The following is a 22,509-nucleotide window of genomic DNA, read 5'->3' on the forward strand; positions in this document are numbered from 1 at the left end:
TCATGTTATAATTGACAGAAAATTCATTCGAATAATATAGATAATATAATTTAATTAACCTCAAACTGTATTGTTTTAGGTTCCTATAATATAGGGATTGATAAAATATTTTTACTTTAAACTTATTTTTACTTACAATAAAAATTCAAGAAAAATCATAGTAAAAATCACCTTAAATATTAAGTTCGTTTTATTAGGAGGGCCACAAAGCATGACTAAAGTTGATAAGGTAAAAGAAAAGATTATTGAAACATCTTTATATTTATTTAATACTAATGGGATAACTTACACATCCATCCAGGATATAATGACAGCTACTGAACTATCTAAAGGAGCTATTTATCGTAGATTCAAAAATAAAGAAGAAATTGTCCTTGCTGCCTACGACAAAAGTGGTGAGATTATGTGGGGGCATTTTCATAAAGCAATGGAAAATAAAAAGACAGCAATCGATAAAATTCTTGCAATTTTCCTTGTATATCAAGATGCAGCTAATAATCCCCCTATTGCTGGAGGCTGTCCATTGCTTAATAGCGCAATTGAAAGTACTGGAGTATTCCCAGAATTACAAACAGCAGCAGCAAAAGGTTATGATGATACAGTAATGTTAATAGCTTCTCTCATAAAAGAAGGAATAGAGAAACATGAACTTAAAGAAGATATAGACATTAGATCGCTCGCTTCTTTTCTTGCATCTTCAATGGAGGGCGCTATTATGGCAAGTCGAGTATCGAACGATAATATACACCATCAGTATTTTATTGAACAAATAAAACATCATCTTTTCACTTATTCTAGATAAGTGAGAACTTGCATTGCTTCCATTCAATTTTTATAGACTTAAACTGAATAAACCCCTTTCATAAAAATGATCTTCTATTTATGAGAGGGGTGAATAATTTTTAGCAAAGGGAGCTTTTTAGACGTTGTATATGAGGCATACAACCAATCTATTTTTCACATACCTCTCCTTTTTATCCTACCCTTAAAATAAAAAATGACATTCCTTCCGTAACATTAAAAAAGGTCTTCAAATTTTTAGATACTCCTACTGTCGGCGTTCAAAAGCAAGACGTACAGCAAGTCCCGTTAAGACACTTGCCATAAGCCAACGCTGCACTCGCAGCCACGTTGGACGTGTGCCAAACCATGTAGCAATTTTACTTGCTGTAAACACAATTAGAAGGTTGACTATAAAACTAACAGTGATTTGCGTAAGGCCTAAAACTGCACCTTGTATAAGCAACGATCCCTTCTCAGGATCTTCAAATTGAGGTTACAGTGACACATACAAAATAGCAATCTTTGGATTTAAAAGATTAGTCATAAGCCCCATCAAAAATAATTTCCGTGGTGGCTCATTAGAAATAGTACGAGGTTCCATAATAGAAGTAGCACCCGGTTTTATCGAATTCCAGGCGAGCCAAAGCAAGTAAGCAGCACCTGCCCACTTGACTGCTTCGTAGACAGCGGGTACTGCAAGGAATAGAACTATAAGTCCGAACATTGTTGCGATTATATAAATTACAAATCCGAGTATAATGCCCAAGAGAGAAATAAATCCCGCCATACGTCCTTGCGTAATGGAACGAGAGATAAGATAAATCATATTAGGCCCAGGTGAACAAACCATGCTAAGTGAAACAATTGCAAATGCTAACAAAGTACTAAAGCTGACCATACCCCTTCCCCCTTCATGTTACATAAAACTTCCTATTGTAAATCTTATCATGACTGAGGAAAGAAAAGATCAATTAAGTTAAGGTTTAAAAGTACCCTATCCATAGTGATACTACAGCAACTACTAACAAAGCAAAACAAATTGTGATATTTCGAACCCACTTTTGTATATCCTCAAAATACCGCTCTATAAATAAAGCGTAAATATAAACCATAAGAAGTAGAACAATAAAAGTAAAGGAACCAAATTTATCGTTAAATTTTTCATTGGTATATGTGCTTACATGAAGGAATAGAAAAACAAACGCTACTATGAAAAGCTCAAATATCCCTTTTTTATTCATCTTGCCACCCCCTTACAATAATTTCCTTTTATTCCATTTTACCAGAACATAATGTGTAGTAGCATATGAATATTATATTCATGTCAAAAAGGCTAACAATTCAAGATCGTTAGCCTCTACTTTCCATATTCGTACCTTTTATCACTTTACTTCCTTACAACTGGAATCCACATTTCACCAAATACTAAGCCGTCTCTCTGTCCCATCTCAACCGTTGTATTCGGCCCACCAACATAAGCAAAATCTTTTGCATCTGGTAAAGCTTGACCGAAGGCGATGCCAGTCAGTTTATTACTTAGCTCTTCAGCCGTTTTGTCTTCCCCTTTCACTACTAAGTATTCTCCCTTCGGAAACTGGATCACTCTAGATTCTTCTTCTATTTGTGCTTCTGTCATGACACCAGCATAATACATCATCTTGTTATTCACCGCTTCGCTCACAGAAAAAATATATTCGTTTGTAGCTAAAGCTTTTAAAGTATCCAACCTTCCATCTTCTTTAACAGCCGACCAAAAGTCTTCCTTTTCTTTATTGATTCCAGCAAAGTCTGTATAGTCACTCTTAATTTCAGTTCCAATACCTAACACAATAAAGCTATCTTTTTCTTCTATCGTATAATTTTTCATTTTCAATACCTTCCTTTTTTTAAAATGAATCAAACGATTTATCTTTTCATCTGATGAGTTTATAATAACTTTAAATCATGTCAAAAAATGATACTGTTTAGGAGACTCAAATGAAAAAAGTTGAACGGATTAATACAATTATGCGGTATATCAACAATCGCTCGCACTTTACAATTACTGAAATCATACGAGAATTTAACATATCACGATCGACAGCTATTAGAGACATTAGAGAAATTGAAGCTATGGGCATGCCACTTGTCGCTGAAGTTGGGAGAACTGGTGGATATTTTGTCATGCATAATTCTATCCTGCCCGTTGTTCGCTTTACTGATAACGAAGTCAAAGCTCTTTTTATTGCCTTTATGGCTACAAGAAACCAACAACTTCCCTATCTAAAAAGTCGCCAATCTTTAGCCGAAAAACTACTAGGTCTCATTTCAGAAACCCAGCAAGATGACCTTGTTCTTTTAAATCAACTTTTTCTTTTTGAAGGGACTAACCCTCATAATCCCGACCTACTTGAGCTTTCTGACCTCCCCCACCCTATGTTAGAAAAACTCATCCAAATCCTTCTTTTGGATAGACATTTATTGATTACCATCAAAGAAGAAGAGAAAATCAAGTCTTATCCAATTTATCTATTACAACTTTATCAAGAAAAAAGCCATTGGATTATTGAAGGGTTTGACTTAAAAGAAGAAAAGAAGCTGATTTTTCCTGTCGATGACCTCATCAATATTGAACCGTACACGACGAAAAAAAGGTTAAGTAAGAAAAAGATTTTAGAAAAACTAAGTAGGAAGGAAGAAATAATCAATCTCGTACTTGAATTAGGACCGAAAGCAATTGCCCAGTTCAAAAAATACCACCCTTTCAAAGTTTCAATATCTTACACAAACCCTTACCAATCTACAGCCATTTTAAAAACATTTATCGATGTTAATAATTCCGATGAAGTGACAGAGATAACAAATTGGCTGCTTTTCCTAGGGAAGGATATTACAATTGTAGAAATGCCTGAAGAAGTATTAGAAGTTTTACAAGAACGAATCTCCTTATATTGCCCATGAGCGATAATCCGTATTTTCTACCATGAGTGCACAGCAAATAATAAAAGCACGGAAAATCTTCCGTGCTTTTTCAAATATATATATTATTTCGGATGACTAAATTCACTTATCCTAACTGACGTTTAAATGCTTTACTAGCGAAAAAGTAAGAAATGATCATGATGCCTACACACCACATGAGTGCAATCCATATATCGTTGCCAACAGTCCCTTCATATAAAAGGGCACGAATCGCATTCACGATTGAAGTTACAGGCTGATTTTCTGCAAACGCACGAATAATTTTTGGCATCGTTTCGGTAGGTACGAAGGCCGAACTAATAAATGGAAGAAAAACGAGTGGGTACGAGTATGCTGTCGCCCCTTCCATAGACTTCGCTGTCAGCCCTGGAATGATAGCTAGCCATGTTAGTGCTAACGTAAACATCCCCAGTATTCCAGCTACTGCAAGCCAATCTAGCATATTAGCACTAGAACGAAAGCCCATTAAGAGCGCAACAAGCATGACAACCACGATAGTAAGTACATTAGCAACAAGTGAGGTTAAAACGTGAGCCCACAATATCGATGAGCGCTTAATAGGCATCGTAATGAAACGTGCCATCAGCCCACTCTTTATATCCGTAAATAATCGCACAGAAGTGTAAGCCACACCGGATGCGATAGCCATTAGCAAAATTCCCGGCAATAAATAATTGACGTAGTTATCCGTTCCTGTTTTTATAGCCCCGCCAAATACGTAAACAAACAATAGCATCATCATAATCGGTGTAATCGCTACAGTAATAATTGTATCTGGACTACGCATAATATTGCGCATTAAGCGCCCTAGTAATACCCCTGTTTTGCTTTTCATTTACATCTCCCCCTTTTTACCGATAATCGCAAGGAAAATTTCTTCCAATGTCGGCTGCTTCTCAATATACTCCACCTTAGCTGGCGGGAACATCTCTTTCAGTTCAGTAAGAGTACCTGTCGTAATAATTTTTCCGCTATGCAAAATTGCGATACGATCAGCTAGTTGTTCTGCTTCTTCCAAGTACTGAGTCGTGAGCAAAATTGTTGTGCCGCTGCCAGCAAGTTCCTTAACTGTATCCCACACTTCAATCCGCGCTTCCGGATCAAGTCCAGTCGTTGGTTCGTCTAGAAAAATAACTGCTGGCGCCCCAATCAAACTCATCGCGATATCAAGCCGGCGCTTCATCCCGCCTGAATACTGATCTGCTCTCTGGTTGGCCGCATCTGTCAGGCTAAATCTTGTAAGTAGATTGTCAGCGACTTGGGCGGGACTAGAAACACCACGTAACTTGGCAATCATTATCAAGTTTTCCCTCCCAGTAAGCATGCCGTCTAAAGCTGCGAACTGCCCTGTCAAACTGATGCTTTCCCGAACATGATCCGGTTGACGCTGAATATCAAATCCGCAAATACTCGCTTCACCATCATCTTGTTTCATTAGTGTCGAAAGGATATTGACCGTTGTCGTCTTTCCCGCTCCATTTGAGCCTAGCAGCGCGAAAATTTCGCCACGCTGCACATCAAAATCCACTCCCCTTAAGACTTCTTTGTCTTTAAAAGATTTTTTTATCCCTTTTACAGAAATCGCTGCATTACTCATACTTTTTCCCCCTTATAAAATTAATTACCTATATCCTCTATTTAGTATCACTGATAATCTGTATTACTTAGTAGCGGTTTAAAAATATAACTGAATAGCGATGGCGGCAGTTCACGTTTGTAACCAGCTAATCAGTCGGTATTACTAATTGCATTTATTTTTTTTTCAATTTCTTCATGATGCTTTCATTCAAATCTTCACGATACTTGGAGACATACGTTTTAGCGTTTGCCACTAGTTCGTCAGCAAAGGATGCCACGTCCTCCCCAGTAATGTCAAGCACTTGTCTCCCTTCCGCTGCACCTGCTTCAAACAAATCGATTAATTCATACTGTATGTGCAGCATATCCATTCCATTACCCGCTGAGAAATTCCACATGTAGTTTTGAATTTTCTTAAACACAAACTGATAATCTTCCGGTAGTGCTCCAACACGTGCCATCATCATTTTGTACTCTTTTTTATCACCAATTAATTTTTTAAACATTTCCAACATCTTATTTTCCTCCTTTTTTATAAAGCAGAACAAGAAACTCTCCAAATATGAGCCGGAACATTTTATATTATGAGGCTAGTTTGACTTCAAGACGTTAATTTTTGAAGATACAAAATCCCATTTTTTCCAAAACAATTCAAGCTCCTGACGACCATCCTCATTTAATGAATAAAACTTACGAGGCGGCCCCATATCTGATGGCTTCTTTTCAATATTCACAAGCTTTTTCTTTTCTAATCGTACGAGGATAGTATAAACCGTCCCTTCTACAACTTCGGTAAACCCAAGATCATTCAGGTGGCGGGTAATCTCATAGCCATATGTTTCACGGCGGCTAATGATTTCCAGTACACACCCTTCCAGTGAGCCTTTCAGCATTTCAGTTAAATTTTCCATGTCCTGATCCTCCTTTACCCCCTATTCTGTCTGACTTATATTCAGTATCACAGAGTACTAAGGCGAATTTTTACTGAATAACTTTTGAGTAAAACTACACTATTCAGTATTACTTATTACAACTACATTGTATGACTGAGTAGAGGGAATGTCAACTCAATTTTCAAAAAAAATTAAAATCTGCTTTACCCTACCGGATACAACCTACTTTTTAGCTTACTAGCTATCCATATAGCTAGTAAGCTAAAAAAGCTCTTACAACAAAATATGTACATTTTTGTTGTAAGAGCCATCAACCTAGCAAAACAGAAATGCCCCAAACCAAAAAGATGAGAGTATCTCGGTTTTATATATTTGACCTTATTTCCTTATTTATATACAGCTAGCTTTTGTAATAGTTGTTCTTTTATAATCAGCCATTCGCTTGCAATATCAGCTCTTTTTTTATTGTTTCTATACCGATATATCTTTTTTACGATACAAATTGTTTCTCACTACGATTTCCCATACATATAAGACATAAAGGCAAGTGCGATCAGAGAAAATTCCCAAAGATTAGCCGTACGTGATACAAACCCCTAAAATACAATTCTGCTAGAAATTTTTTCTCTTTTATTTTATTTGTGATAGTTGATTCACAACACTATCTAAAAATTCTTCTACCTTTTCTTTTGATGTATCCGGCGCGTGATAACCAATCGTAAATGTAAGTCTTCCATTATAAGAGCTTGCTCCCATTGAAAAGAATGGTGCATACATAATAGGTGATGTCATATACCCGTCCTCAGCTTGATTTTCACCAAACTGAATCGGTTCATCAGCGATCACTCCCAAATTTGTCAGTAATGGCAACGCCATCCCCATCTGTACAGCCCGTTCGAATTGCTGATTATACATTTCCTTCACTGTAGATAGCTTCATTTCTGCCAATAGCTCCATTCCTGCTGCTGAAGAAAGACCTGGATTTTGAGACTTTATTTTATCCATTGATTGTTTAACTCGAACAAGAGTCTGATTAAATGTTTCATCGTCTTCCATTTTAATCACTGGCATTTCCATACCAGATAAGTTGCAAATAGCACCAGTTGTATAATTAGGCAGATATCTACGTAAATCAATTGTCAAACCAATCATTTTTTCTGCGGTGCGAGGTTCTGCATACACAGTGAAATGTGATAAAGCCCGGAAGTATGCAGTCATGATTACATCATTCAAGGTAGCCTGTTGTACTTTTGTCCATTGGGTTAGACGTAAAGTTTGCTCATGGCTCAACCGCCTTACGGACATCTGGGGGAATTTATTTTTGTTAGGTTGAGATGGAAAAGACCATAACGATGCCTGTTGTTCTTTGTAAGGACGATACGCACTTTTTATGTCCGATACTCCAGCATATTTGAATACATGTGATTGATCTCGACACCCCTCATTTCCCTCACCAAATTCCTTTATAATTTGATTCTTAGATCGCCCCAATGAAAGGTGAGTATATATTGTTCCAAGTAATTTAATATATTCCTTGACTCCTGCACCATCTGAACATAGATGAGATAATTTCACAACTAACATATCTGTTGTAGTGCCCCGTAATAATTTCGTTTGAACCATAGGTCCCTGAATACGATCACCAGGTTCCTTAATAAAATCTATCGCCATTATTTCAAGTTCTTGATTATTTCCTTCTGCAAAAAGGCAAATGGATGAGTTAGTGCCAGATGAATGTTCCTCCCAGTAAGGAATATCATTTTCTACAAACCGGCTGTTCAAAACTGGCTGCAATTGTAACGTTATCCTTACTGATTCTTCAAGTATTTCCTTTGATATACCTACAGGAAAATAAAGAACTACATTAATTTGTTGGTCTGCAGAATAAAGACCTAATAAATAATTCATTCGATCTTGAGGTGTTACCAAATACTTTCTTTGTTCCATAATTCCGTCCCCCTTTAGGACTTTTTTATATCAACCTGTTCTCCATATGCTTGTAACTTTTTTAGTCATTTTTCTTCAAGAGCTAACAATGCTTACTTTTTTAATTTTTTAACAAACGCATCCTTCCCGTATTAGTTCCACTCTTTTTGCAGGTGATATACCCATTATTTTATTGTCATCGACATTCCCTGCACACCAAATAAAACCAAACAAAAACAAAATAAGTTTATATATACATAAACATTTTATAACAACGTTTATAAATTATCAATAAGACAAATAAATCATTTTTATGTCTGTCAAGAAAAAAACAATAATATAATACGTTCAGAGGTTACTTTATAATAAATGGTTGATGGGTATGCTTCTGTACCCCAACTTATTGTTACAGTAAAAAAAAGCCCTCCATTTTGAAAAGTGTAATCAAAATGAGTGGGGCTTTTTTCAATATTTTCAAACCAAATGAAAAAGAGGTGAAATTATAGATATTCATGTAGAAATTTCATTTTGGGGTTACTTACAAATCTTAAGTTTATAGGCATATGGTGGTACCCTTTAAAAGCCTTATAAAATCATAAATTTTATAGATATAGCAGCTTCTCTTTATTAATAAAATAAATCATTTGTATGTACGTTTACTCACGCACATACAAATGATTTATAAAGCCATAATTAAATGAAAACATCTTTTCTGTTACGATAACATCATTTCCATATCTTCCGCTGCAGTTGTAATTAGTTTTAAACCGAATGTTTCTTGTAATACATCAAGCACGCCAGGTGAAATAAATTCAGGTGCCTTTGGACCGATGCGAATATCTTGAATACCAAGACTAAATAGTCCAAGTAAAATCGCAATCGCTTTTTGTTCAAACCATGATAGGACAATACTAACTGGCAGTTCGTTCACTTCGCATTGAAAAGCATCTGCTAAAGCGGCTGCTATTTTCACTGTTGAAATTGAATTATTGCATTGCCCTAAGTCAATGTAACGCGGAATCTTTGTACCAGGTACAACACCGTAATCCACATCATTAAAGCGGAATTTCCCGCAAGAAGTCGTTAAAATAACTGTTTCTGGTGGAAGTGACGTTGCTAATTCACGATAATATTCTCCGCCTTTTCCTGGTGCATCACAACCTGCGATGACAAAGAAACGCTTAATCTTTCCTTCTTTTACTGCCTCAATAATTTCAGGAGCTAATGATAATACTGTATTATGATGGAACCCTGTTACTAACTGTTCATCCGACTCCATATGTACTTCTGGAAGTTCTAGCGCTTTTTGAATCAATGGTGCAAAATCATCATTTTCAATTTTTTGTACACCTTCTAAACCTGCAATATCATATGAAAAGAATCGATCAGAGTACGACCCTTTAATTGGCATAACACAGTTCGTTGTCGCTAATATAGCACCTGTAAATTTTTCAAAAAGACGTCGTTGATCATACCATGCCTTACCGATGTTTCCTTTTAAATGTTTATATTTTTTCAGCTGCGGATAACCGTGTGCTGGTAACATTTCAGAATGCGTATAAATATTAATTTCTTTTCCTTCTGTTTGTTTTAATAATTCTTCTAACGCAAATAAATTATGTCCAGTAACTACAATTGCCTTACCTTCTACATGGTTTTGCGTAATTTGAACAGGCTCTGGAACACCAAAGTGATTCGTATGCGCCTCATCTAACAACTCCATTACTCGTAAAGCCGATTTCCCTACTTTCATAGCCATATCAATATGTTCTTGTTCATTAAAGTTGGAATTTGTTAATGTCATATACAGTGCTTCTTGCGTCGTAGCATCTACAAATGCATCAGTATACCCTAGCTGAGCAGCATGCGTACGATAAGCTGCAATTCCTTTTAGCCCAAACACAATCGTATCTTGTAAACTTGCAATTGTTTCATTTTTACCGCAAACACCCATCACTTTACATCCACCTGTTGGCGTTTGTTCACATTGATAACAAAACATGATCATCCCACCCTCTCCCAATCATTTCTTACAACCTAAGCATAATACCCATTGAGAAAAGGGGATGTGATATCAATCACAATAATATATAAAAATTTGTGACAGTTCATATTGTTGACATAATATTGTTACTGTCTTCTGGTATTCATACTTGCACTTGATTTATTTACATCATATATCGGTGCACTTTTAAGTAATACAAATATCATATCCACCTAACATTTCACAAAATTTTCCTTACTGATGGTACAATTAAAGTTATGGAGGGATAATATGGTATATATGATGTTTTATTACGGAACACTGTTTCTTATACTCGGTATTGCAGTATTTCTGTTTATTATGGCTGGATCACGAAAAATTAGAAATAAAAATCTTTCATTCATATTGATCGGTTTAGGGATAAATATACTTGCAAGTCCAATGGCACTTTTTATAGGGGTGATGGCAACAGATTCTCCGTATAGTACTAGACTAGATTTTTGGAAAGGATTTCTCTTTATTCAAGGAATACCTCTTTTCTTACTACTTATAACTTTCATTTGGTGGCTTATTCGCCCGCCAAAAGTAACGGTTCAAACGAGTATTGAAAAAGAACTTGAACAAAATAGTAAAAGCACTAAGAAAAAAGCGACACGGGGACGTCTCATTACTGCCTTACGTATTGTAATTCCAATTATTTTAGTAGTAGGCTGTTTGTCTTACATTTTGTATTTACAGGACATTACACTTAAAAAAAGTCATTCTCCAAATAATAAAAATACGATTAAAGTAGTGAAAATAGATTCAGACTCTTCTCATGGTTCCTCTCCCGTCAGAATTAAATACGGCTTATGGGAACATTTTGACATAAGTATTGCAAATGAGGGGGAACGTCTCGATTCCTCAAACGTTTTCGTAGATTGGAAAAACGATTATGAAGCAACGATAACGCTACGAGGAAAAGAATCCGTACCTGAAGTTGTGGAATTTAGCATATCAAATAAATCCAATGGTCCTGTTTTTAAGAAGGTACAAAAAGTGGTCAGTTCCTTTACCTTTCAAAAAAGTGAATCTCCAAATCTAATAAATATTATCGAGCTTAGAGAAACAATAAAATCAAAAGGACCAAACCCCAGCTCAACTGTAAGAATCTATTATGGGAAAAGAGGTAGCATTTTAGAAAAATATAAAGAGGTCACTCTTAAAGAAATGTATACGACAGACAACTTCAATATCAGTTGGAGAAACGATGAACAAGTACAGGTAGAAGTATTAGAGGAAAATGTAGTAACAGCTAGCATCGTGATTGATTTATCAAAATGAATCTATTTTTCACATATTATAACTGCGTTCTATCCGGCACACGAGAGATACATAGCATTTACAAATAAATAGATTTATAGACTGATGAGTCACCTCTTTCTTTACAATACATTTACACTATCTTAACATTATTTACATTATTTATATGATATATTTATATAGAATCTACTTAATAAATTTCATATACATTGTTATCTCTATAATCTATTATCTGATTGATAAAAGATTATGTTTATATTTTTATACCAGGGGTGAATGAGGATGACTGAAACTTTAAAAACACTTATAATGCTTGATGCTACTTACGTTGTTATAGCAATTATGACGGTACTGGTATTTGTATACTTGGAATTAAAATCTCAGTAACGTATGCAGGCATAATTGATGGCTTCGCATTTAAATATAGCTAGAAGAAAGCGAGGAGAAAATTGTTTCTCCTCGCTTTTATATTCCCACAGTTTCTTATTTCAACAAATCCAATGTATGTAAAAGCAATCCTTTGTCCCCTATTTCCCCATGACCAGGCACTACTGAATTGATGTTTCCATATCGCTTCAGCACATTCTCAATCGATGCGGACCATTCATTTACATAGGCATCAGCAACGTTCCCTAAATCTTTAGCCTCCGCAGATTTCACTAAACAGCCTCCAGCTAAAATGTTGTATTGCGGTAACCATACGACGATATTATCTTCTGTATGTCCTTTCCCTGGGTAAAATGTTTCTACTTTCATATTTCCAAACCTCAAATTTGTAATGGATTGTAAGTCTCCAAGCGGTTCTTCATATCCACTTTTCTTTGCTAGTTCTGCAGTTAGTGCTGTACTATGCGCCTTAATGCCTCTTTCTTTCAACGTTTTTATTCCGCCAATTCGATCAGCGTGCGCATGTGTAATGATGACATCCGTTACACGCTTCTTAAATTTCTTTTCTACCATCTCTATTAATTCCTTCGTTAGTTTATCATCCCAAGAAGAATCGACAAGTACTAATCCTTTTGAAGTAGTAAGAACTAGCCCGTTCGAAGGAACTGCTTCTCCGTTAAAATAACCTAACTCCGTATGAACCCATACATTTTTGTTTAACTGAGAAATTGAAATAGTTCCTGCCTCATTTTTTATTACTTTTTGCTCTAGCTTTTGTTCCGCTTTCACAGAAGAAACTGTACTAACAAATTGAGTTGTTCCTAGTAAACTAACACATACCCCTAATTTTAATAATGTATTTTTCATTTTCTCCACCCTTTCTTTCAAACGAAATAGTTATTACCTATATTAGACAATTCAGCTCAAAAGTTTGTTCCATCTTTATTTGCATATTTTTATGTAAGTAACAAAAAAGCGCACAAATTTTGTGCGCTTGAAAACTTAACCTTTTATTCCATAATTCTCAAACTCTTCCTCGTTCCCAGAAAATACATTCAAATCAATATACTTCTCTTTTCCATTATAACCATTTAATCTCCCACGGTTCGTGTATTGCCAAAACGTCCATTTTCTCTCGTCAGATAAACTCGGTTTTGTAAAGACACTACGAATCCATATATCACATTGGGGATACGCATTCTTTATATACAAATCATATGCCTCTTGAGTTGCATACAATATTACTTTCTTACCGTAATGTTTTTCTAGCATTTTTATCATGACCGACAACTCTTTCACAACATCTTCACGCTTAGGGGGATTATCTTTTTTGTTAGCATAAAACTCAACATCAATTACGGGTGGCAATGCTTGTTTATACTTTGGAACAGTTCGTATATATTGCTCTGCTTGTGTTTCACCCTTACTATCAAAACTAAAAAAATGATACGCTCCGACGCGCATACCTGTCTTATTCGCATTCGTCCAATTTTCCGAAAAGTACTTATCTACAAACGAGCTTCCTTCAGTAGCCTTTATAAACGCAAACTTCATATTGTGCTTTTCCAACTCTCTCCAATCTATATCTCCTTGGTATGACGCAACATCTACACCTTTTATTTCATACTTATCCGCACTTATTTGATTCGGAATAAATATGCCTTAAAAAAATAAGTAAGCGACAACACTCATTACACTAATTAAGGTAAAGACTCCTCCTATAATAAGCTTCTTTTTCACCCATATCCCCCATCTTTACACATTAATATTCCACTTACCATTCACGTTTTTTATTAATCCTCATTTTTTCTTCAAATGCCTTCTCTAAATCAATTTCTAACTTGTTTGCTAAATCACATACATTCCAAATGACATCAAACATTTCTAAACCAATCTCTCTTTTCGAATCTTGTATTTTATCACGTTTTAATATAGCTTCCGCTAATTCACCCAATTCCGCCATCGCATACATCGTTCGCTCTTCAATCGTTGTCTCTTGAAATCCTTTTTCTTTACTGAAATTTAATACATATCTCTGGAATTCCACAATATTCATACTTAATCTCCCTTCATGATAAATACTCCGTTTTTCTATTACACTTAAAATCTATTTTGTTAAATTATAACATTCATACTATAATTTATTTATAGCCCTTTCATGGAGGTGTTTTCAATGACTCTCTTCGCTTCCCCATCATTATTCATACTAGCAATCATTTCATTTGCACTAGCTTATTTCATCGGAGTAAAACAATACACTTGGCTCTTATCAGGATTCAACGAACGCCGTGTATCAGATAAAGTTAAGTTATCAAAAATAGTGGGTCTTTATAATTTAACTGCTGGTGCTATTGCCACAATTGGCAGTGTCTTCACTACTCCTAATGCAAAAATCTTATTTCCTATCATTATAATTGGTCACGTTATAATCGCTGCCTATGTAAATACACGCATGGTACAGTGAAAAAAGATCACCCAAATGGATGATCTTTTTTATAATTTATCAACATATTGCTTCGCTTCTAATAAGGAAAAACCAAAAGCCTCTCTTACTCTCTTAGCTGCTGTAACTGTTTTTCCTTCTTCCATAAGCTGACGCAACTCTTTATTAATTTCAGGTTCTCTATCTACAATTTCCATTTCTTTCGAAATTAGCTGTAATCTATCTTCCATCCTCTTTAAACGTGCATCCGTTTTCTTTTCGATTCTATTTAATTTTTCAGCAATATAAATAAACCCAAAGACCGCTATCGGTATGATCATCCAAAATTCCATGACTATTCCTCCTCATTAGCTTTCATTTGTTTTATTTCACTAACTTATGTAAATTTTACCATGAAACACATTTAATGTATAATAGTAATATACAACACTGTTGATAAAACCTTTTATTTTAGGGGGATACTTTATGAAAAGATTTTTTAAGACGTTACTACAATTTGTAGTTCTTTCAATTGCACTACATTTATTATTTGATATCGTTGGCTGGCTTGTTTTCAATGCGCCAATTCAAAACAAACAAATCATTATTTCTTTACTAACAACCTCATGGCTTATGTACATGTACCGAGACAAATTTTTTAAAACATTCACTTCAAATTAACTAAAAAACTTCATCGATAAAAGATGAAGTTTTTTCTTTTTCTCTCATTCTCTCTATTTATTACTGTACAATAGAACTAACATTCTGTCTTTTTAAAGAAAGGAGTCACTATGAACTTAAAAAGTAACAATATATACGAGAAAATGAACCAATATTCCGTTGCAGGTTTAAGCCTTGCCGTTATACGTGATGGTACACTAGACAAAGTCGCTGCTTTTGGAACACTTGAATCTGGAACAACTAAAACTGTCACTACGAATTCTATATTCAACTCTTGTTCAATTAGTAAATTCATCACTACAATGCTCGTACTAACGTTATCAGATCAAGAAATCATACATTTAGATGAAGACGTAAATGATAGACTTACATCTTGGAACATACCTACCAATCTATTTACCTCACAGAAAAAAGTAACATTACGAAATTTATTAAGTCACCAATCTGGAATTATTGATCCTCCTAATAGTTTTGAGCATTATACACTTGCACAAGGGCGACCAAACATGTCCGAAATCCTTGCTGGTAAAACATCATATTGTTCAGTACCGATAGAAATAACTTATACACCAGAAAGTGAATTTCACTACTCTGATGCAAACTTTTGTATTATCGAATTACTACTTGAAGATATAACTGGAAAACCATTTAACCTTTTACTTGAAGAATATATCTTTCAGCCACTACAACTGAAAAATAGTATGCTATTCCCTCCTGAAGATATAAATAAAATGGAGGCCTTTGCTTGTGGGCATAATAAAGATGGCACCGTTACGAATGAGAAGTATCCATTTTATCCATTCGCAGCCGCTTCAGGTATTTGGACAACACCAACAGACTTATCAGCTTTAGTTATCGAAATCATTCATTCCTTACAAGGAAAGGGCAAACTAAAACTTTCTCAAAAATTAGTACAAGATATGCTTTCTCCTCAAGGTTGCTCAAAATGGACTGGATTAGGTATCTTTCTAGATGATTCTAACGAAGACTTACAAATGCATTCACTTGGATGGGGCGTGGGATTTCAATGTATGATGATATGCTATCCATACCGAGGTAATGGTGCTGTTATAATGACTAACGCTGACTTAGGTGTTCATCAAATGGAAGGGATTATTGGTGAATTGTTAAAAACGTTATCCTTATAATGAAAAGAAAGAAGCTGTTCCTTCCAGCTTCTTTACTTATATTATATTTTTCGCAACAATTTTTATATGTTCTGGTGCGATAATCTCCGTTATACTTTCTTGAAAATCTTCCTGCAACATTTCTTCAATATGTTCTAGCTGCACTTCAACATGTGTGCATTCTAAATTATGTATATTTAAAAGTGCATAATGATCTTTTTTCTTAATTACTAAATATTGATTTTCCTCTGTTACAAGTATAGAACCTAATCGTACTCCTAGTAGGCGTTGATCATCAAACTTCACAACCATCCCCCCTTACTTTATATGTAATAAAATAACATTTTATGTAATCTGTTCTTTATAAACTATATCACAATTTATTAAAATATAAATATCATATTTCTTTTTACTAAAAACCCCTATTCTTTTATATATTTCGATACAAAAAACTTTCTCAACATAAAATTAGAATTTTCAGTTTTTATTCTTGTGAAAATCAATTATAATAAAGTTAATAAATGTTTGACCTCTCCTAATTCATGTACATATGGATGATCAGTAGTCGCTGCTACTGATCTATTTTTTTGCTCCATATCTCCACGAGTAGTTCATTATTTTATTCGCCAAGCCATTAACTCACCAGGTCAATCTAATAAAGGCTTAGTAGTGCTAATCCTAAACCCTCTCCTCATAAAATATAATTCTATTTAAAAACGGATCAATCACAGTTAATTCCATTGTATCCCACGGTGTGCTCTCTATATCAGGTTTTGCATAGGCATAATCTTTACTTGATAAACTAGTATAATAACTTTTTAACCCCTCTATTTTCACCCGAATCGCACCGCCTGGCGAAGCATCCCCATGATGTTCTGATAAATGTATTACAGCATCATGTAACGAAATTTGCATATATAATGGCATATGTTCCCCATACCCATGTTCCCAATCCATTTTAAACCCTAAAAAATCTATGTAAAATAGCTTTGCTTTTTCAACATCAAAAATTCTAAATATAGGTGTAATCATTCTAATCTCCTCCTATTTATAAACATCTGCTGCCAATTCCCTCAGAACATCCACATTTACTACTTCGAAGCAACCATTGTTCTTTTTTATTATCTCTTTATCACAAAAAATATTTAATGTACGTAATAGATGACGATAACTCGTTCCTAACAATTCCGCTGTTTCCGTTAAATTCCCACTAAATACAATTCTATTTCCATGCCGCACCGCTCGTTCCCCTGCTGCTAACATGTAACTCGCAAGTCTATTTTCAAGTGGATATAGTAAATTAATTGTACTATTTTTTGAAAGCCGATTTAACTTATGTGCTAACGATCCGCAAATACATCGTAAAAATTTCGCATCATGAAATAGTTGATTTCTCACTTTCCCTAAAGGCAAACCAACACAATATGAATCTGCCATCACTTGTACGTTTGAAGCTGTCTTTTGAGAATGAATTAACTCCACATCTCCTAACAGCTGCAAGCTATCATAAAAGCATAACAATACAGATTTCCCGTTACTTAATGTATTAAACGCTTTCGCTTTTCCTTCAACGAAGAAAAATAAATAATCTATCTCTTCATTCTCTCTACAAATAAACTCATTCTTTTTAAAAAATATTAGTTCCATATATGGTTTCATATCATTACTAAAAAAGGAGTCAATATTATTTTCTTTCATACAATTTGTTAATTTAATAGAATTACATATTTTCTTCATAGTTCCCCCGCCTTTACAACTACTCCCCATTGTAATCAAAATTTTCCCCTTCCACTATGACATATGTCATAGTAATTCACAATTTCAGCATGATACAGTCATTACAAATATGAAAATTAAAGGGGATATTACATTGTACAACTTTCTTTCTGTCTTTATTGGTGTGCTCATCGCCGTTATGCTTCCATTGAATGGGATTTTATCTGAATTAATTGGCAAGTATACAGCAAGCGTTGTCATTCACCTTGTCGGTTTAATTGCAGTTATTTTCGTTTTAATCATAAACAAAAATAAAATTTATTTTGATAAAAGCATTCCACTTTTTTTATATAGCGCTGGAGCGATTGGAGTATTCACTGTCCTTTTTAATAATATAAGTTTCTCCGTCCTTGGTGCCTCTATTACGATCGCATTAAGTTTACTTGGTCAATCCATTGCTTCCATCGTTATTGATCATTTCGGCTTATTAGGAATGAAAGTTGCAAAGTTTGAAAAGAAAAAACTAATTGGATTATGTTTCATCTCTTCCGGAATTATAATCATGACAATTTATTAATGGGGGCAAGAAAATGTTATATATTACCATCGCTATTTTAGCTGGTGTTTCTATCGTTGTTGCTAGAATTATTAACGCAAATTTAGCAGCGAAAATCGGTAATTGGGAAGGTACGTTTTTTAATTATATTACTGGATTATTTTTCTCTATGTTATTTTTAATTTTCAGTTCAGATTCAATGTACATTCCTAGTCATACGTTGCAATCTATTCCTATCGCTGTTTACTTAGGCGGATTAGTAGGCGTTATCGTCATCTCGTTATCGAACTATATTACACCTAAAATATCAGCATTTTATTTAACGTTACTCATCTTTATCGGACAATTATTTGCGGGGACTATCATTGATTTCATCTTGTCACACGAACTCTCTATAGGAAAGGTTGTCGGTGGCATTTTCGTACTAATCGGACTCACTTACAATTTACTCGTAGATCGCCCTGTTAAAACTGTGCAGAATAACCAAGTTCAATTATAATACTTTACGCTTCCCTATCATATATTAATAGAAAAGCTCTTCATACGAAGTGATAGAGAGGAGAATATTCTATTAAAAAAATCATTTTACTGCTCGGTAGCGCATTGATTATTTTGGGTATCGTATGGTTTTTTAACTCTGGAGAATCTATTCAAGATTTCTATACAGCAAATAAACCAAAGAAGAAAGCTACTATCATTTCAACTCAAAGAGATCCAAATAAGCCCCCTGTCTTTTTAGGAAAACAGGAAATAAAAGATATACATGTCGAGTCAATTAAAACAAAAAAAGATATCTTTCTCACGAAAACAGATGAATTAAAAACATTCATTAACAGTATGGATACCGCCAAAAAAGGAAAATTAACATTAGATGAAGAAGGATCAGATTTAATAGACTGTGATATGTGGATTACTTTCGAGGATGGAACTTATAAAAAATATTTTATTTGGGTAGTTGACCATCACAGTAACGAAGTGATGATTGCTCAGCAAGATACTCCTGATGATGTAAACCTTACGTACTATCAATTAAATGAAGATAGTTCTAAAAAAGTTTATAACTTATTCAAAAAAATTATTTAAACGAAAAAGTCATGAGCACATGTGAAGTGAGCTCATGACTTTTTGCACTATATATATTCAGGGAACACTTTACATCCCTTTTCCTGTTCTATATCATGTCCAAAGAAAACAATCGGCTTCTTGTTCATCACAACTTCTTTTAAACGTTTAATTGAAGATAAGGCTAATTCCGAATCAACCCCCGCAAACGGCACTTCATCTTCAAAGTTTTCTTTCGTATAAGATGCATCAATCGTTAATAATACAGGACCGGATTTTTCTGTCTCAATTAATAGCGATTGATGCCCTGGAGTATGGCCTGGTGTATGCAATAATTGAACTCCTGGTACGACTTCATAATCACCTTCAATGATTTTGTAGTTTAAATTCGGCAATATACATTCTTTCAAATATTCTTCGCTATGCTGCGCCGCCTCATATTCAGCACGCTGTACAATGATTGATGTATTTATAAAAGCGCCATTTCCTCCTGCATGATCAAAATGCAAGTGAGAACTAATAATATAAAGAAGGTCTTCCGGCTCATAACCAACCCGTTTTAAAATATTCACGATTCTATCTTCTTCAGTCATTTTCGGTAAAACCTGCCCTTCGACAAATGTACCGTTAAAAAGACCTTCATTATTAACTGCACTTGCTGGCATACCTGTATCTACTAAAATAGGTCCTTCTTCAGTCTCCAAAAGATAACACCAAACTGGTAAGTCTAATAATTCTCCTGGTGTTAATGTACTATTAACAGACGAATGATCCAACATACAACGACCTGCTGGGACGAAATAAAGCTTCTTTACTGTCATTATGTATCCACCTTTAAATTTAGTTTTGAATAAAACAATACAGTAAAGAATTCCTCTTGCTAGAAATAAACTCCTTCTCACTTTTCATTGTTTCAGCTATTATTTTTGAGTCATTCACAAATTCTCCTTACACTATTAATTATTATTCGTTATTTTTCTAAGAATCCAGGATAATAAATCAACTGTTTGTATTTTGAAATACGAAAAGGATACACACTTAAACGAAGGTTACATAAAAAAGAACCGACTACCTATATGTTGAAAAAAGGAGTCGGTTCTTTTTTATTTATTATTGCTCTTTATGTGCGACGAGCTGAGATTATAAAAGGTAATATGCTATTGGTTTTTCACTGTAATATTTCCGTTATGTGTGTTTAATTTAATTATATTTTCTCCCTTTCCAATAACCGTATTCCCGTTATATTTATTCAGGATATTCGCGCTGCCGTTGTCGACAGAAACATTAAATTGAACATTAGTTGGTTCTTTTTCGGTTTCAATATTAATTTTCCCATTATGAGTCATAAAATTGAGATTTCGATCCAGTTCATTCGTTTTAAGAGTAAGACTTCCATTTTTAGTTTGCCCCTCTATTTCACCTTCAACATGGTCTAGCATTATTCGTCCGTTGTTCGATTTCACATGAATATTTTGTGCCAATACATCTTTGAAATCCATAATTCCATTGTTTGCTTCTGCGATAATTTTTGGCGAATTGATTTCTCTTAATTCAACATGTCCATTGCTTGTATTTATATTAAAATGTGTTGCGTTTAGTTTTTTAGCAGAAACGTAGCCATTATTATTGGAAACTTTTAATGAATCATATTGTTTTTCGGGTAGATACACATTTAATGTTAATGGAGCCAATACTTCAGAAATATTAAAGTTGAACCAGCTCTGTTGTTTTTCTTTATAAGAAATGAGAAGCGTTGAATCTTCCTCATCCGTAGCTAATGTTCTTTTTACGTTTGGATTAACCTCGCCATCTAATTTTACTTTCACGTTACTATCTTTTGTAGGATTGATATTAACACGAACGTTATTTGTATCAATAATGACGCTTGACACATTATTATTATTATTAACGACCTTTTCTTCTGAAATTGGTACTGCAGCAATTGAACGATAAGTAAATAAACTTCCGATAATACCAATAATGAAAATAATACCTGCAATGATTGAAAGACTCTTTTTATTTATCATGCTTTAAACCACCTTTTACTAATGCTATATTGAACTTTAAATAACGAACAAATCCATTCTTTGCTAGCTTCGTTAAAAATAACATAGCAATAACAATGAAATATCCAAGTCCACAAAGTGCTAAAGAAACAAAAAGATTAAATAGCAAGAATGTATTTGGATGTATAATCGTATCAACTAAAACAAGTAATGGTGCGCCTAAAAATGAGATACCTAGAACCCATCCTGAAAAAATTAATGCCGCTAATGTAATTGCAGGTCCAAGCACGATTAACAAATTAAAAAAACCTAATCCAATTACTGCCCAAATTGCCCGAAAAACATTTCCTGTTGTTGCACTTGCTGTTACTTTCTCAATATGATAATCTGCTAATAACTCTTTGGCGATTTGAGCTGGAGAGCCTAATGAAGTTGCAATTTCTTCTTCACTTTTCCCTTCCTCTAATCCGAAAGTAAAATGTTCTTCATAATCTTTTAAAATATCTGCACGCTCTTTATCAGATAACCTTTTTAGAGATACATTTAATTGTTGTAAAAATTTATCTTTCGTCATTACCTACACCTTCTTTAATTAATTGATTGACACCTTGTGAAAACTCATTCCATTCCTCCAAAAGTTGATATAAATACGTTCTACCTTTATCCGTCAGTGTATAATACTTTCTTGAAGGGCCTTCTGAAGACTCCTGTAAATACGTTGTAAAATATTCTTCCTTAGTTAGCCTTCGAAGAAGAGGATAAACAGACCCTTCTGATATTTCAATTCGATTGGAAATATTTCGAACTAATTCATATCCATAACGGTCTTGCTTATCCAGTAAGACAAGAACACAAAGTTCTAAAACTCCTTTTTTAAATTGTACATTCAATATTCATTCACCCTATTCTAATTGATATCCACTACTGTTTATTATTTAGTACTGTTTTATAACGAATAACTACAAGTATAATATAACACTTGGTATTATTCATTGCAAGGTACACTGGAAAAATAAGTATACCTCTCATCCGACGCTTATAAAATCAGAGTGATGGGTGTTGCTCGCCAGTTACAAAGTTCTAAATGAAGTTGAAACAGCTCTTTTACAAAATGGAAAGAACTCA

Annotated in this window: 27 protein-coding genes and 2 pseudogenes; 9 read left to right on the forward strand and 20 right to left on the reverse strand. The window is 34.4% G+C overall.

The window, feature by feature from the left end:
• Positions 1 to 211 precede the first annotated feature (211 nt).
• Positions 212 to 802 (forward strand): TetR/AcrR family transcriptional regulator, encoded by a 591-nt coding sequence (locus JDS99_RS02180; protein ID WP_199694418.1) that lies wholly within the window; start codon positions 212 to 214, stop codon positions 800 to 802.
• A gap of 246 nt (positions 803 to 1,048) precedes the next feature.
• Here JDS99_RS02180 and JDS99_RS02185 read toward each other — a convergent pair.
• From JDS99_RS02185 to JDS99_RS02195, 3 genes and pseudogenes are all read right to left on the reverse strand, one after another.
• Positions 1,049 to 1,681, reverse strand: a pseudogene (locus JDS99_RS02185) (LysE family translocator).
• 85 nt (positions 1,682 to 1,766) lie between these two features.
• The gene (locus tag JDS99_RS02190; protein ID WP_199694420.1) at positions 1,767 to 2,024 is read right to left on the reverse strand and encodes a DUF3963 domain-containing protein; all 258 of its coding nucleotides are present in this window, start codon (positions 2,022 to 2,024) and stop codon (positions 1,767 to 1,769) included.
• Between the two features lie 146 nt (positions 2,025 to 2,170).
• Positions 2,171 to 2,650, reverse strand: a complete 480-nt coding sequence (locus tag JDS99_RS02195) for a GyrI-like domain-containing protein (protein WP_199694421.1) — start codon at positions 2,648 to 2,650, stop codon at positions 2,171 to 2,173.
• A gap of 110 nt (positions 2,651 to 2,760) precedes the next feature.
• Between JDS99_RS02195 and JDS99_RS02200 the strand changes: the two genes are divergently transcribed.
• Positions 2,761 to 3,723 (forward strand): helix-turn-helix transcriptional regulator, encoded by a 963-nt coding sequence (locus tag JDS99_RS02200; protein WP_199694423.1) that lies wholly within the window; start codon positions 2,761 to 2,763, stop codon positions 3,721 to 3,723.
• A gap of 106 nt (positions 3,724 to 3,829) precedes the next feature.
• Here the strand turns inward: JDS99_RS02200 and JDS99_RS02205 are convergent, their stop codons facing one another.
• From JDS99_RS02205 to hcp, 6 genes are all read right to left on the reverse strand, one after another.
• A complete protein-coding gene (locus tag JDS99_RS02205) occupies positions 3,830 to 4,579 on the reverse strand; it encodes an ABC transporter permease (RefSeq protein WP_073515755.1) in 750 nt (249 codons plus the stop codon).
• Entirely contained in the window at positions 4,580 to 5,341 is a 762-nt protein-coding gene (locus JDS99_RS02210; RefSeq protein WP_199694425.1) for an ABC transporter ATP-binding protein, read from the reverse strand.
• Between the two features lie 154 nt (positions 5,342 to 5,495).
• Positions 5,496 to 5,837: a DUF1048 domain-containing protein gene (locus tag JDS99_RS02215; RefSeq protein WP_199694427.1), complete on the reverse strand. Its 342-nt coding sequence runs from the start codon at positions 5,835 to 5,837 to the stop codon at positions 5,496 to 5,498.
• Positions 5,838 to 5,912: 75 nt separating this feature from the next.
• Positions 5,913 to 6,233, reverse strand: a complete 321-nt coding sequence (locus tag JDS99_RS02220) for a PadR family transcriptional regulator (RefSeq protein ID WP_000429486.1) — start codon at positions 6,231 to 6,233, stop codon at positions 5,913 to 5,915.
• A gap of 612 nt (positions 6,234 to 6,845) precedes the next feature.
• Positions 6,846 to 8,162, reverse strand: coding sequence for a condensation domain-containing protein (locus JDS99_RS02225; RefSeq protein ID WP_199694429.1), 1,317 nt, complete (start codon positions 8,160 to 8,162; stop codon positions 6,846 to 6,848).
• Positions 8,163 to 8,856: 694 nt separating this feature from the next.
• Positions 8,857 to 10,143 carry a hydroxylamine reductase gene (hcp, locus tag JDS99_RS02230; RefSeq protein WP_199694430.1) on the reverse strand — a complete coding sequence of 429 codons (1,287 nt, stop codon included), beginning with the start codon at positions 10,141 to 10,143 and terminating at the stop codon, positions 8,857 to 8,859.
• 273 nt (positions 10,144 to 10,416) lie between these two features.
• On the opposite strand from hcp, the gene JDS99_RS02235 reads away from it, so the two are divergent.
• The gene (locus JDS99_RS02235; RefSeq protein ID WP_199694432.1) at positions 10,417 to 11,448 is read left to right on the forward strand and encodes a hypothetical protein; all 1,032 of its coding nucleotides are present in this window, start codon (positions 10,417 to 10,419) and stop codon (positions 11,446 to 11,448) included.
• A gap of 462 nt (positions 11,449 to 11,910) precedes the next feature.
• Here the strand turns inward: JDS99_RS02235 and bla2 are convergent, their stop codons facing one another.
• The 3 genes and pseudogenes from bla2 to JDS99_RS02250 all read right to left on the reverse strand — a co-directional run bounded on the left by bla2 (position 11,911) and on the right by JDS99_RS02250 (position 13,870).
• Positions 11,911 to 12,681: a BcII family subclass B1 metallo-beta-lactamase gene (gene bla2 / locus JDS99_RS02240; RefSeq protein WP_199694434.1), complete on the reverse strand. Its 771-nt coding sequence runs from the start codon at positions 12,679 to 12,681 to the stop codon at positions 11,911 to 11,913.
• Between the two features lie 135 nt (positions 12,682 to 12,816).
• Positions 12,817 to 13,554, reverse strand: a pseudogene (locus JDS99_RS02245) (glycoside hydrolase family 25 protein).
• A gap of 34 nt (positions 13,555 to 13,588) precedes the next feature.
• The gene (locus JDS99_RS02250) at positions 13,589 to 13,870 is read right to left on the reverse strand and encodes a MazG nucleotide pyrophosphohydrolase domain-containing protein (RefSeq protein ID WP_199694435.1); all 282 of its coding nucleotides are present in this window, start codon (positions 13,868 to 13,870) and stop codon (positions 13,589 to 13,591) included.
• Positions 13,871 to 13,987: 117 nt separating this feature from the next.
• Between JDS99_RS02250 and JDS99_RS02255 the strand changes: the two genes are divergently transcribed.
• Positions 13,988 to 14,278: a DUF3784 domain-containing protein gene (locus JDS99_RS02255; protein WP_199694436.1), complete on the forward strand. Its 291-nt coding sequence runs from the start codon at positions 13,988 to 13,990 to the stop codon at positions 14,276 to 14,278.
• Between the two features lie 29 nt (positions 14,279 to 14,307).
• On the opposite strand, the gene JDS99_RS02260 is transcribed toward JDS99_RS02255, so the two are convergent.
• Positions 14,308 to 14,589 carry a hypothetical protein gene (locus JDS99_RS02260; RefSeq protein WP_199694437.1) on the reverse strand — a complete coding sequence of 94 codons (282 nt, stop codon included), beginning with the start codon at positions 14,587 to 14,589 and terminating at the stop codon, positions 14,308 to 14,310.
• A gap of 133 nt (positions 14,590 to 14,722) precedes the next feature.
• Here JDS99_RS02260 and JDS99_RS02265 point away from each other — a divergent pair, with 133 nt between their 5' ends.
• Together JDS99_RS02265 and JDS99_RS02270 are read left to right on the forward strand one after the other, a co-directional pair.
• Positions 14,723 to 14,917, forward strand: a complete 195-nt coding sequence (locus tag JDS99_RS02265; RefSeq protein ID WP_098765747.1) for a hypothetical protein — start codon at positions 14,723 to 14,725, stop codon at positions 14,915 to 14,917.
• 110 nt (positions 14,918 to 15,027) lie between these two features.
• Entirely contained in the window at positions 15,028 to 16,065 is a 1,038-nt protein-coding gene (locus tag JDS99_RS02270; protein WP_242475605.1) for a serine hydrolase domain-containing protein, read from the forward strand.
• 36 nt (positions 16,066 to 16,101) lie between these two features.
• Here JDS99_RS02270 and JDS99_RS02275 read toward each other — a convergent pair whose 3' ends face one another.
• The 3 genes from JDS99_RS02275 to JDS99_RS02285 form a co-directional block, all read right to left on the reverse strand.
• On the reverse strand, positions 16,102 to 16,350 hold the full coding sequence (locus JDS99_RS02275; protein ID WP_000666937.1) for a hypothetical protein: 249 nt from the start codon (positions 16,348 to 16,350) through the stop codon (positions 16,102 to 16,104).
• A 372-nt stretch (positions 16,351 to 16,722) separates the two neighbouring features.
• Positions 16,723 to 17,076 (reverse strand): glyoxalase superfamily protein, encoded by a 354-nt coding sequence (locus tag JDS99_RS02280; protein ID WP_199694438.1) that lies wholly within the window; start codon positions 17,074 to 17,076, stop codon positions 16,723 to 16,725.
• Between the two features lie 12 nt (positions 17,077 to 17,088).
• The gene (locus JDS99_RS02285) at positions 17,089 to 17,781 is read right to left on the reverse strand and encodes a cyclic nucleotide-binding domain-containing protein (RefSeq protein WP_199694439.1); all 693 of its coding nucleotides are present in this window, start codon (positions 17,779 to 17,781) and stop codon (positions 17,089 to 17,091) included.
• Between the two features lie 109 nt (positions 17,782 to 17,890).
• Here JDS99_RS02285 and JDS99_RS02290 point away from each other — a divergent pair, with 109 nt between their 5' ends.
• The 3 genes from JDS99_RS02290 (at position 17,891) to JDS99_RS02300 (ending at position 19,399) form a co-directional block, all read left to right on the forward strand.
• Positions 17,891 to 18,337 (forward strand): DMT family transporter, encoded by a 447-nt coding sequence (locus JDS99_RS02290; RefSeq protein ID WP_070168987.1) that lies wholly within the window; start codon positions 17,891 to 17,893, stop codon positions 18,335 to 18,337.
• Positions 18,338 to 18,350: 13 nt separating this feature from the next.
• The gene (locus tag JDS99_RS02295) at positions 18,351 to 18,815 is read left to right on the forward strand and encodes a DMT family transporter (protein WP_000965807.1); all 465 of its coding nucleotides are present in this window, start codon (positions 18,351 to 18,353) and stop codon (positions 18,813 to 18,815) included.
• 89 nt (positions 18,816 to 18,904) lie between these two features.
• A complete protein-coding gene (locus tag JDS99_RS02300) occupies positions 18,905 to 19,399 on the forward strand; it encodes a hypothetical protein (protein ID WP_199694559.1) in 495 nt (164 codons plus the stop codon).
• Positions 19,400 to 19,446: 47 nt separating this feature from the next.
• Here the strand turns inward: JDS99_RS02300 and aiiA are convergent, their stop codons facing one another.
• The 4 genes from aiiA to JDS99_RS02320 all read right to left on the reverse strand — a co-directional run bounded on the left by aiiA (position 19,447) and on the right by JDS99_RS02320 (position 22,274).
• The gene (gene aiiA / locus JDS99_RS02305; protein WP_199694440.1) at positions 19,447 to 20,199 is read right to left on the reverse strand and encodes a quorum-quenching N-acyl homoserine lactonase AiiA; all 753 of its coding nucleotides are present in this window, start codon (positions 20,197 to 20,199) and stop codon (positions 19,447 to 19,449) included.
• Between the two features lie 336 nt (positions 20,200 to 20,535).
• Positions 20,536 to 21,405 (reverse strand): DUF4097 family beta strand repeat-containing protein, encoded by an 870-nt coding sequence (locus JDS99_RS02310; RefSeq protein WP_098230500.1) that lies wholly within the window; start codon positions 21,403 to 21,405, stop codon positions 20,536 to 20,538.
• On the reverse strand, positions 21,395 to 21,958 hold the full coding sequence (locus JDS99_RS02315; RefSeq protein ID WP_060487820.1) for an HAAS signaling domain-containing protein: 564 nt from the start codon (positions 21,956 to 21,958) through the stop codon (positions 21,395 to 21,397). Before JDS99_RS02315 ends, JDS99_RS02310 begins: the two co-directional genes overlap by 11 nt.
• The gene (locus JDS99_RS02320; RefSeq protein WP_001102638.1) at positions 21,945 to 22,274 is read right to left on the reverse strand and encodes a PadR family transcriptional regulator; all 330 of its coding nucleotides are present in this window, start codon (positions 22,272 to 22,274) and stop codon (positions 21,945 to 21,947) included. Before JDS99_RS02320 ends, JDS99_RS02315 begins: the two co-directional genes overlap by 14 nt.
• Between the last annotated feature and the right edge of the window lie 235 nt (positions 22,275 to 22,509).

Source organism: Bacillus cereus group sp. N6 (genome assembly GCF_016483705.1).
Lineage (GTDB): Bacteria > Bacillota > Bacilli > Bacillales > Bacillaceae_G > Bacillus_A > Bacillus_A wiedmannii.

What these genes read in the sequence shown, in the direction of transcription:
- JDS99_RS02265 (WP_098765747.1), top strand. Translation starts at nt 14,723, where the DNA reads ATGAAAAGATTTTTTAAGACGTTACTACAATTTGTAGTTCTTTCAATT.
- JDS99_RS02310 (WP_098230500.1), bottom strand. Translation starts at nt 21,405, where the DNA reads ATGATAAATAAAAAGAGTCTTTCAATCATTGCAGGTATTATTTTCATT.
- JDS99_RS02180 (WP_199694418.1), top strand. Translation starts at nt 212, where the DNA reads ATGACTAAAGTTGATAAGGTAAAAGAAAAGATTATTGAAACATCTTTA.
- JDS99_RS02315 (WP_060487820.1), bottom strand. Translation starts at nt 21,958, where the DNA reads ATGACGAAAGATAAATTTTTACAACAATTAAATGTATCTCTAAAAAGG.
- JDS99_RS02225 (WP_199694429.1), bottom strand. Translation starts at nt 8,162, where the DNA reads ATGGAACAAAGAAAGTATTTGGTAACACCTCAAGATCGAATGAATTAT.
- JDS99_RS02220 (WP_000429486.1), bottom strand. Translation starts at nt 6,233, where the DNA reads ATGGAAAATTTAACTGAAATGCTGAAAGGCTCACTGGAAGGGTGTGTA.
- JDS99_RS02270 (WP_242475605.1), top strand. Translation starts at nt 15,028, where the DNA reads ATGAACTTAAAAAGTAACAATATATACGAGAAAATGAACCAATATTCC.
- JDS99_RS02205 (WP_073515755.1), bottom strand. Translation starts at nt 4,579, where the DNA reads ATGAAAAGCAAAACAGGGGTATTACTAGGGCGCTTAATGCGCAATATT.
- JDS99_RS02285 (WP_199694439.1), bottom strand. Translation starts at nt 17,781, where the DNA reads ATGAAGAAAATATGTAATTCTATTAAATTAACAAATTGTATGAAAGAA.
- JDS99_RS02190 (WP_199694420.1), bottom strand. Translation starts at nt 2,024, where the DNA reads ATGAATAAAAAAGGGATATTTGAGCTTTTCATAGTAGCGTTTGTTTTT.
- JDS99_RS02235 (WP_199694432.1), top strand. Translation starts at nt 10,417, where the DNA reads ATGGTATATATGATGTTTTATTACGGAACACTGTTTCTTATACTCGGT.
- JDS99_RS02200 (WP_199694423.1), top strand. Translation starts at nt 2,761, where the DNA reads ATGAAAAAAGTTGAACGGATTAATACAATTATGCGGTATATCAACAAT.
- JDS99_RS02295 (WP_000965807.1), top strand. Translation starts at nt 18,351, where the DNA reads ATGTTATATATTACCATCGCTATTTTAGCTGGTGTTTCTATCGTTGTT.
- JDS99_RS02195 (WP_199694421.1), bottom strand. Translation starts at nt 2,650, where the DNA reads ATGAAAAATTATACGATAGAAGAAAAAGATAGCTTTATTGTGTTAGGT.
- JDS99_RS02250 (WP_199694435.1), bottom strand. Translation starts at nt 13,870, where the DNA reads ATGAATATTGTGGAATTCCAGAGATATGTATTAAATTTCAGTAAAGAA.
- JDS99_RS02210 (WP_199694425.1), bottom strand. Translation starts at nt 5,341, where the DNA reads ATGAGTAATGCAGCGATTTCTGTAAAAGGGATAAAAAAATCTTTTAAA.
- aiiA (WP_199694440.1), bottom strand. Translation starts at nt 20,199, where the DNA reads ATGACAGTAAAGAAGCTTTATTTCGTCCCAGCAGGTCGTTGTATGTTG.
- JDS99_RS02255 (WP_199694436.1), top strand. Translation starts at nt 13,988, where the DNA reads ATGACTCTCTTCGCTTCCCCATCATTATTCATACTAGCAATCATTTCA.
- hcp (WP_199694430.1), bottom strand. Translation starts at nt 10,143, where the DNA reads ATGTTTTGTTATCAATGTGAACAAACGCCAACAGGTGGATGTAAAGTG.
- JDS99_RS02215 (WP_199694427.1), bottom strand. Translation starts at nt 5,837, where the DNA reads ATGTTGGAAATGTTTAAAAAATTAATTGGTGATAAAAAAGAGTACAAA.
- JDS99_RS02280 (WP_199694438.1), bottom strand. Translation starts at nt 17,076, where the DNA reads ATGATTACACCTATATTTAGAATTTTTGATGTTGAAAAAGCAAAGCTA.
- bla2 (WP_199694434.1), bottom strand. Translation starts at nt 12,681, where the DNA reads ATGAAAAATACATTATTAAAATTAGGGGTATGTGTTAGTTTACTAGGA.
- JDS99_RS02290 (WP_070168987.1), top strand. Translation starts at nt 17,891, where the DNA reads ATGAAAATTAAAGGGGATATTACATTGTACAACTTTCTTTCTGTCTTT.
- JDS99_RS02260 (WP_199694437.1), bottom strand. Translation starts at nt 14,589, where the DNA reads ATGGAATTTTGGATGATCATACCGATAGCGGTCTTTGGGTTTATTTAT.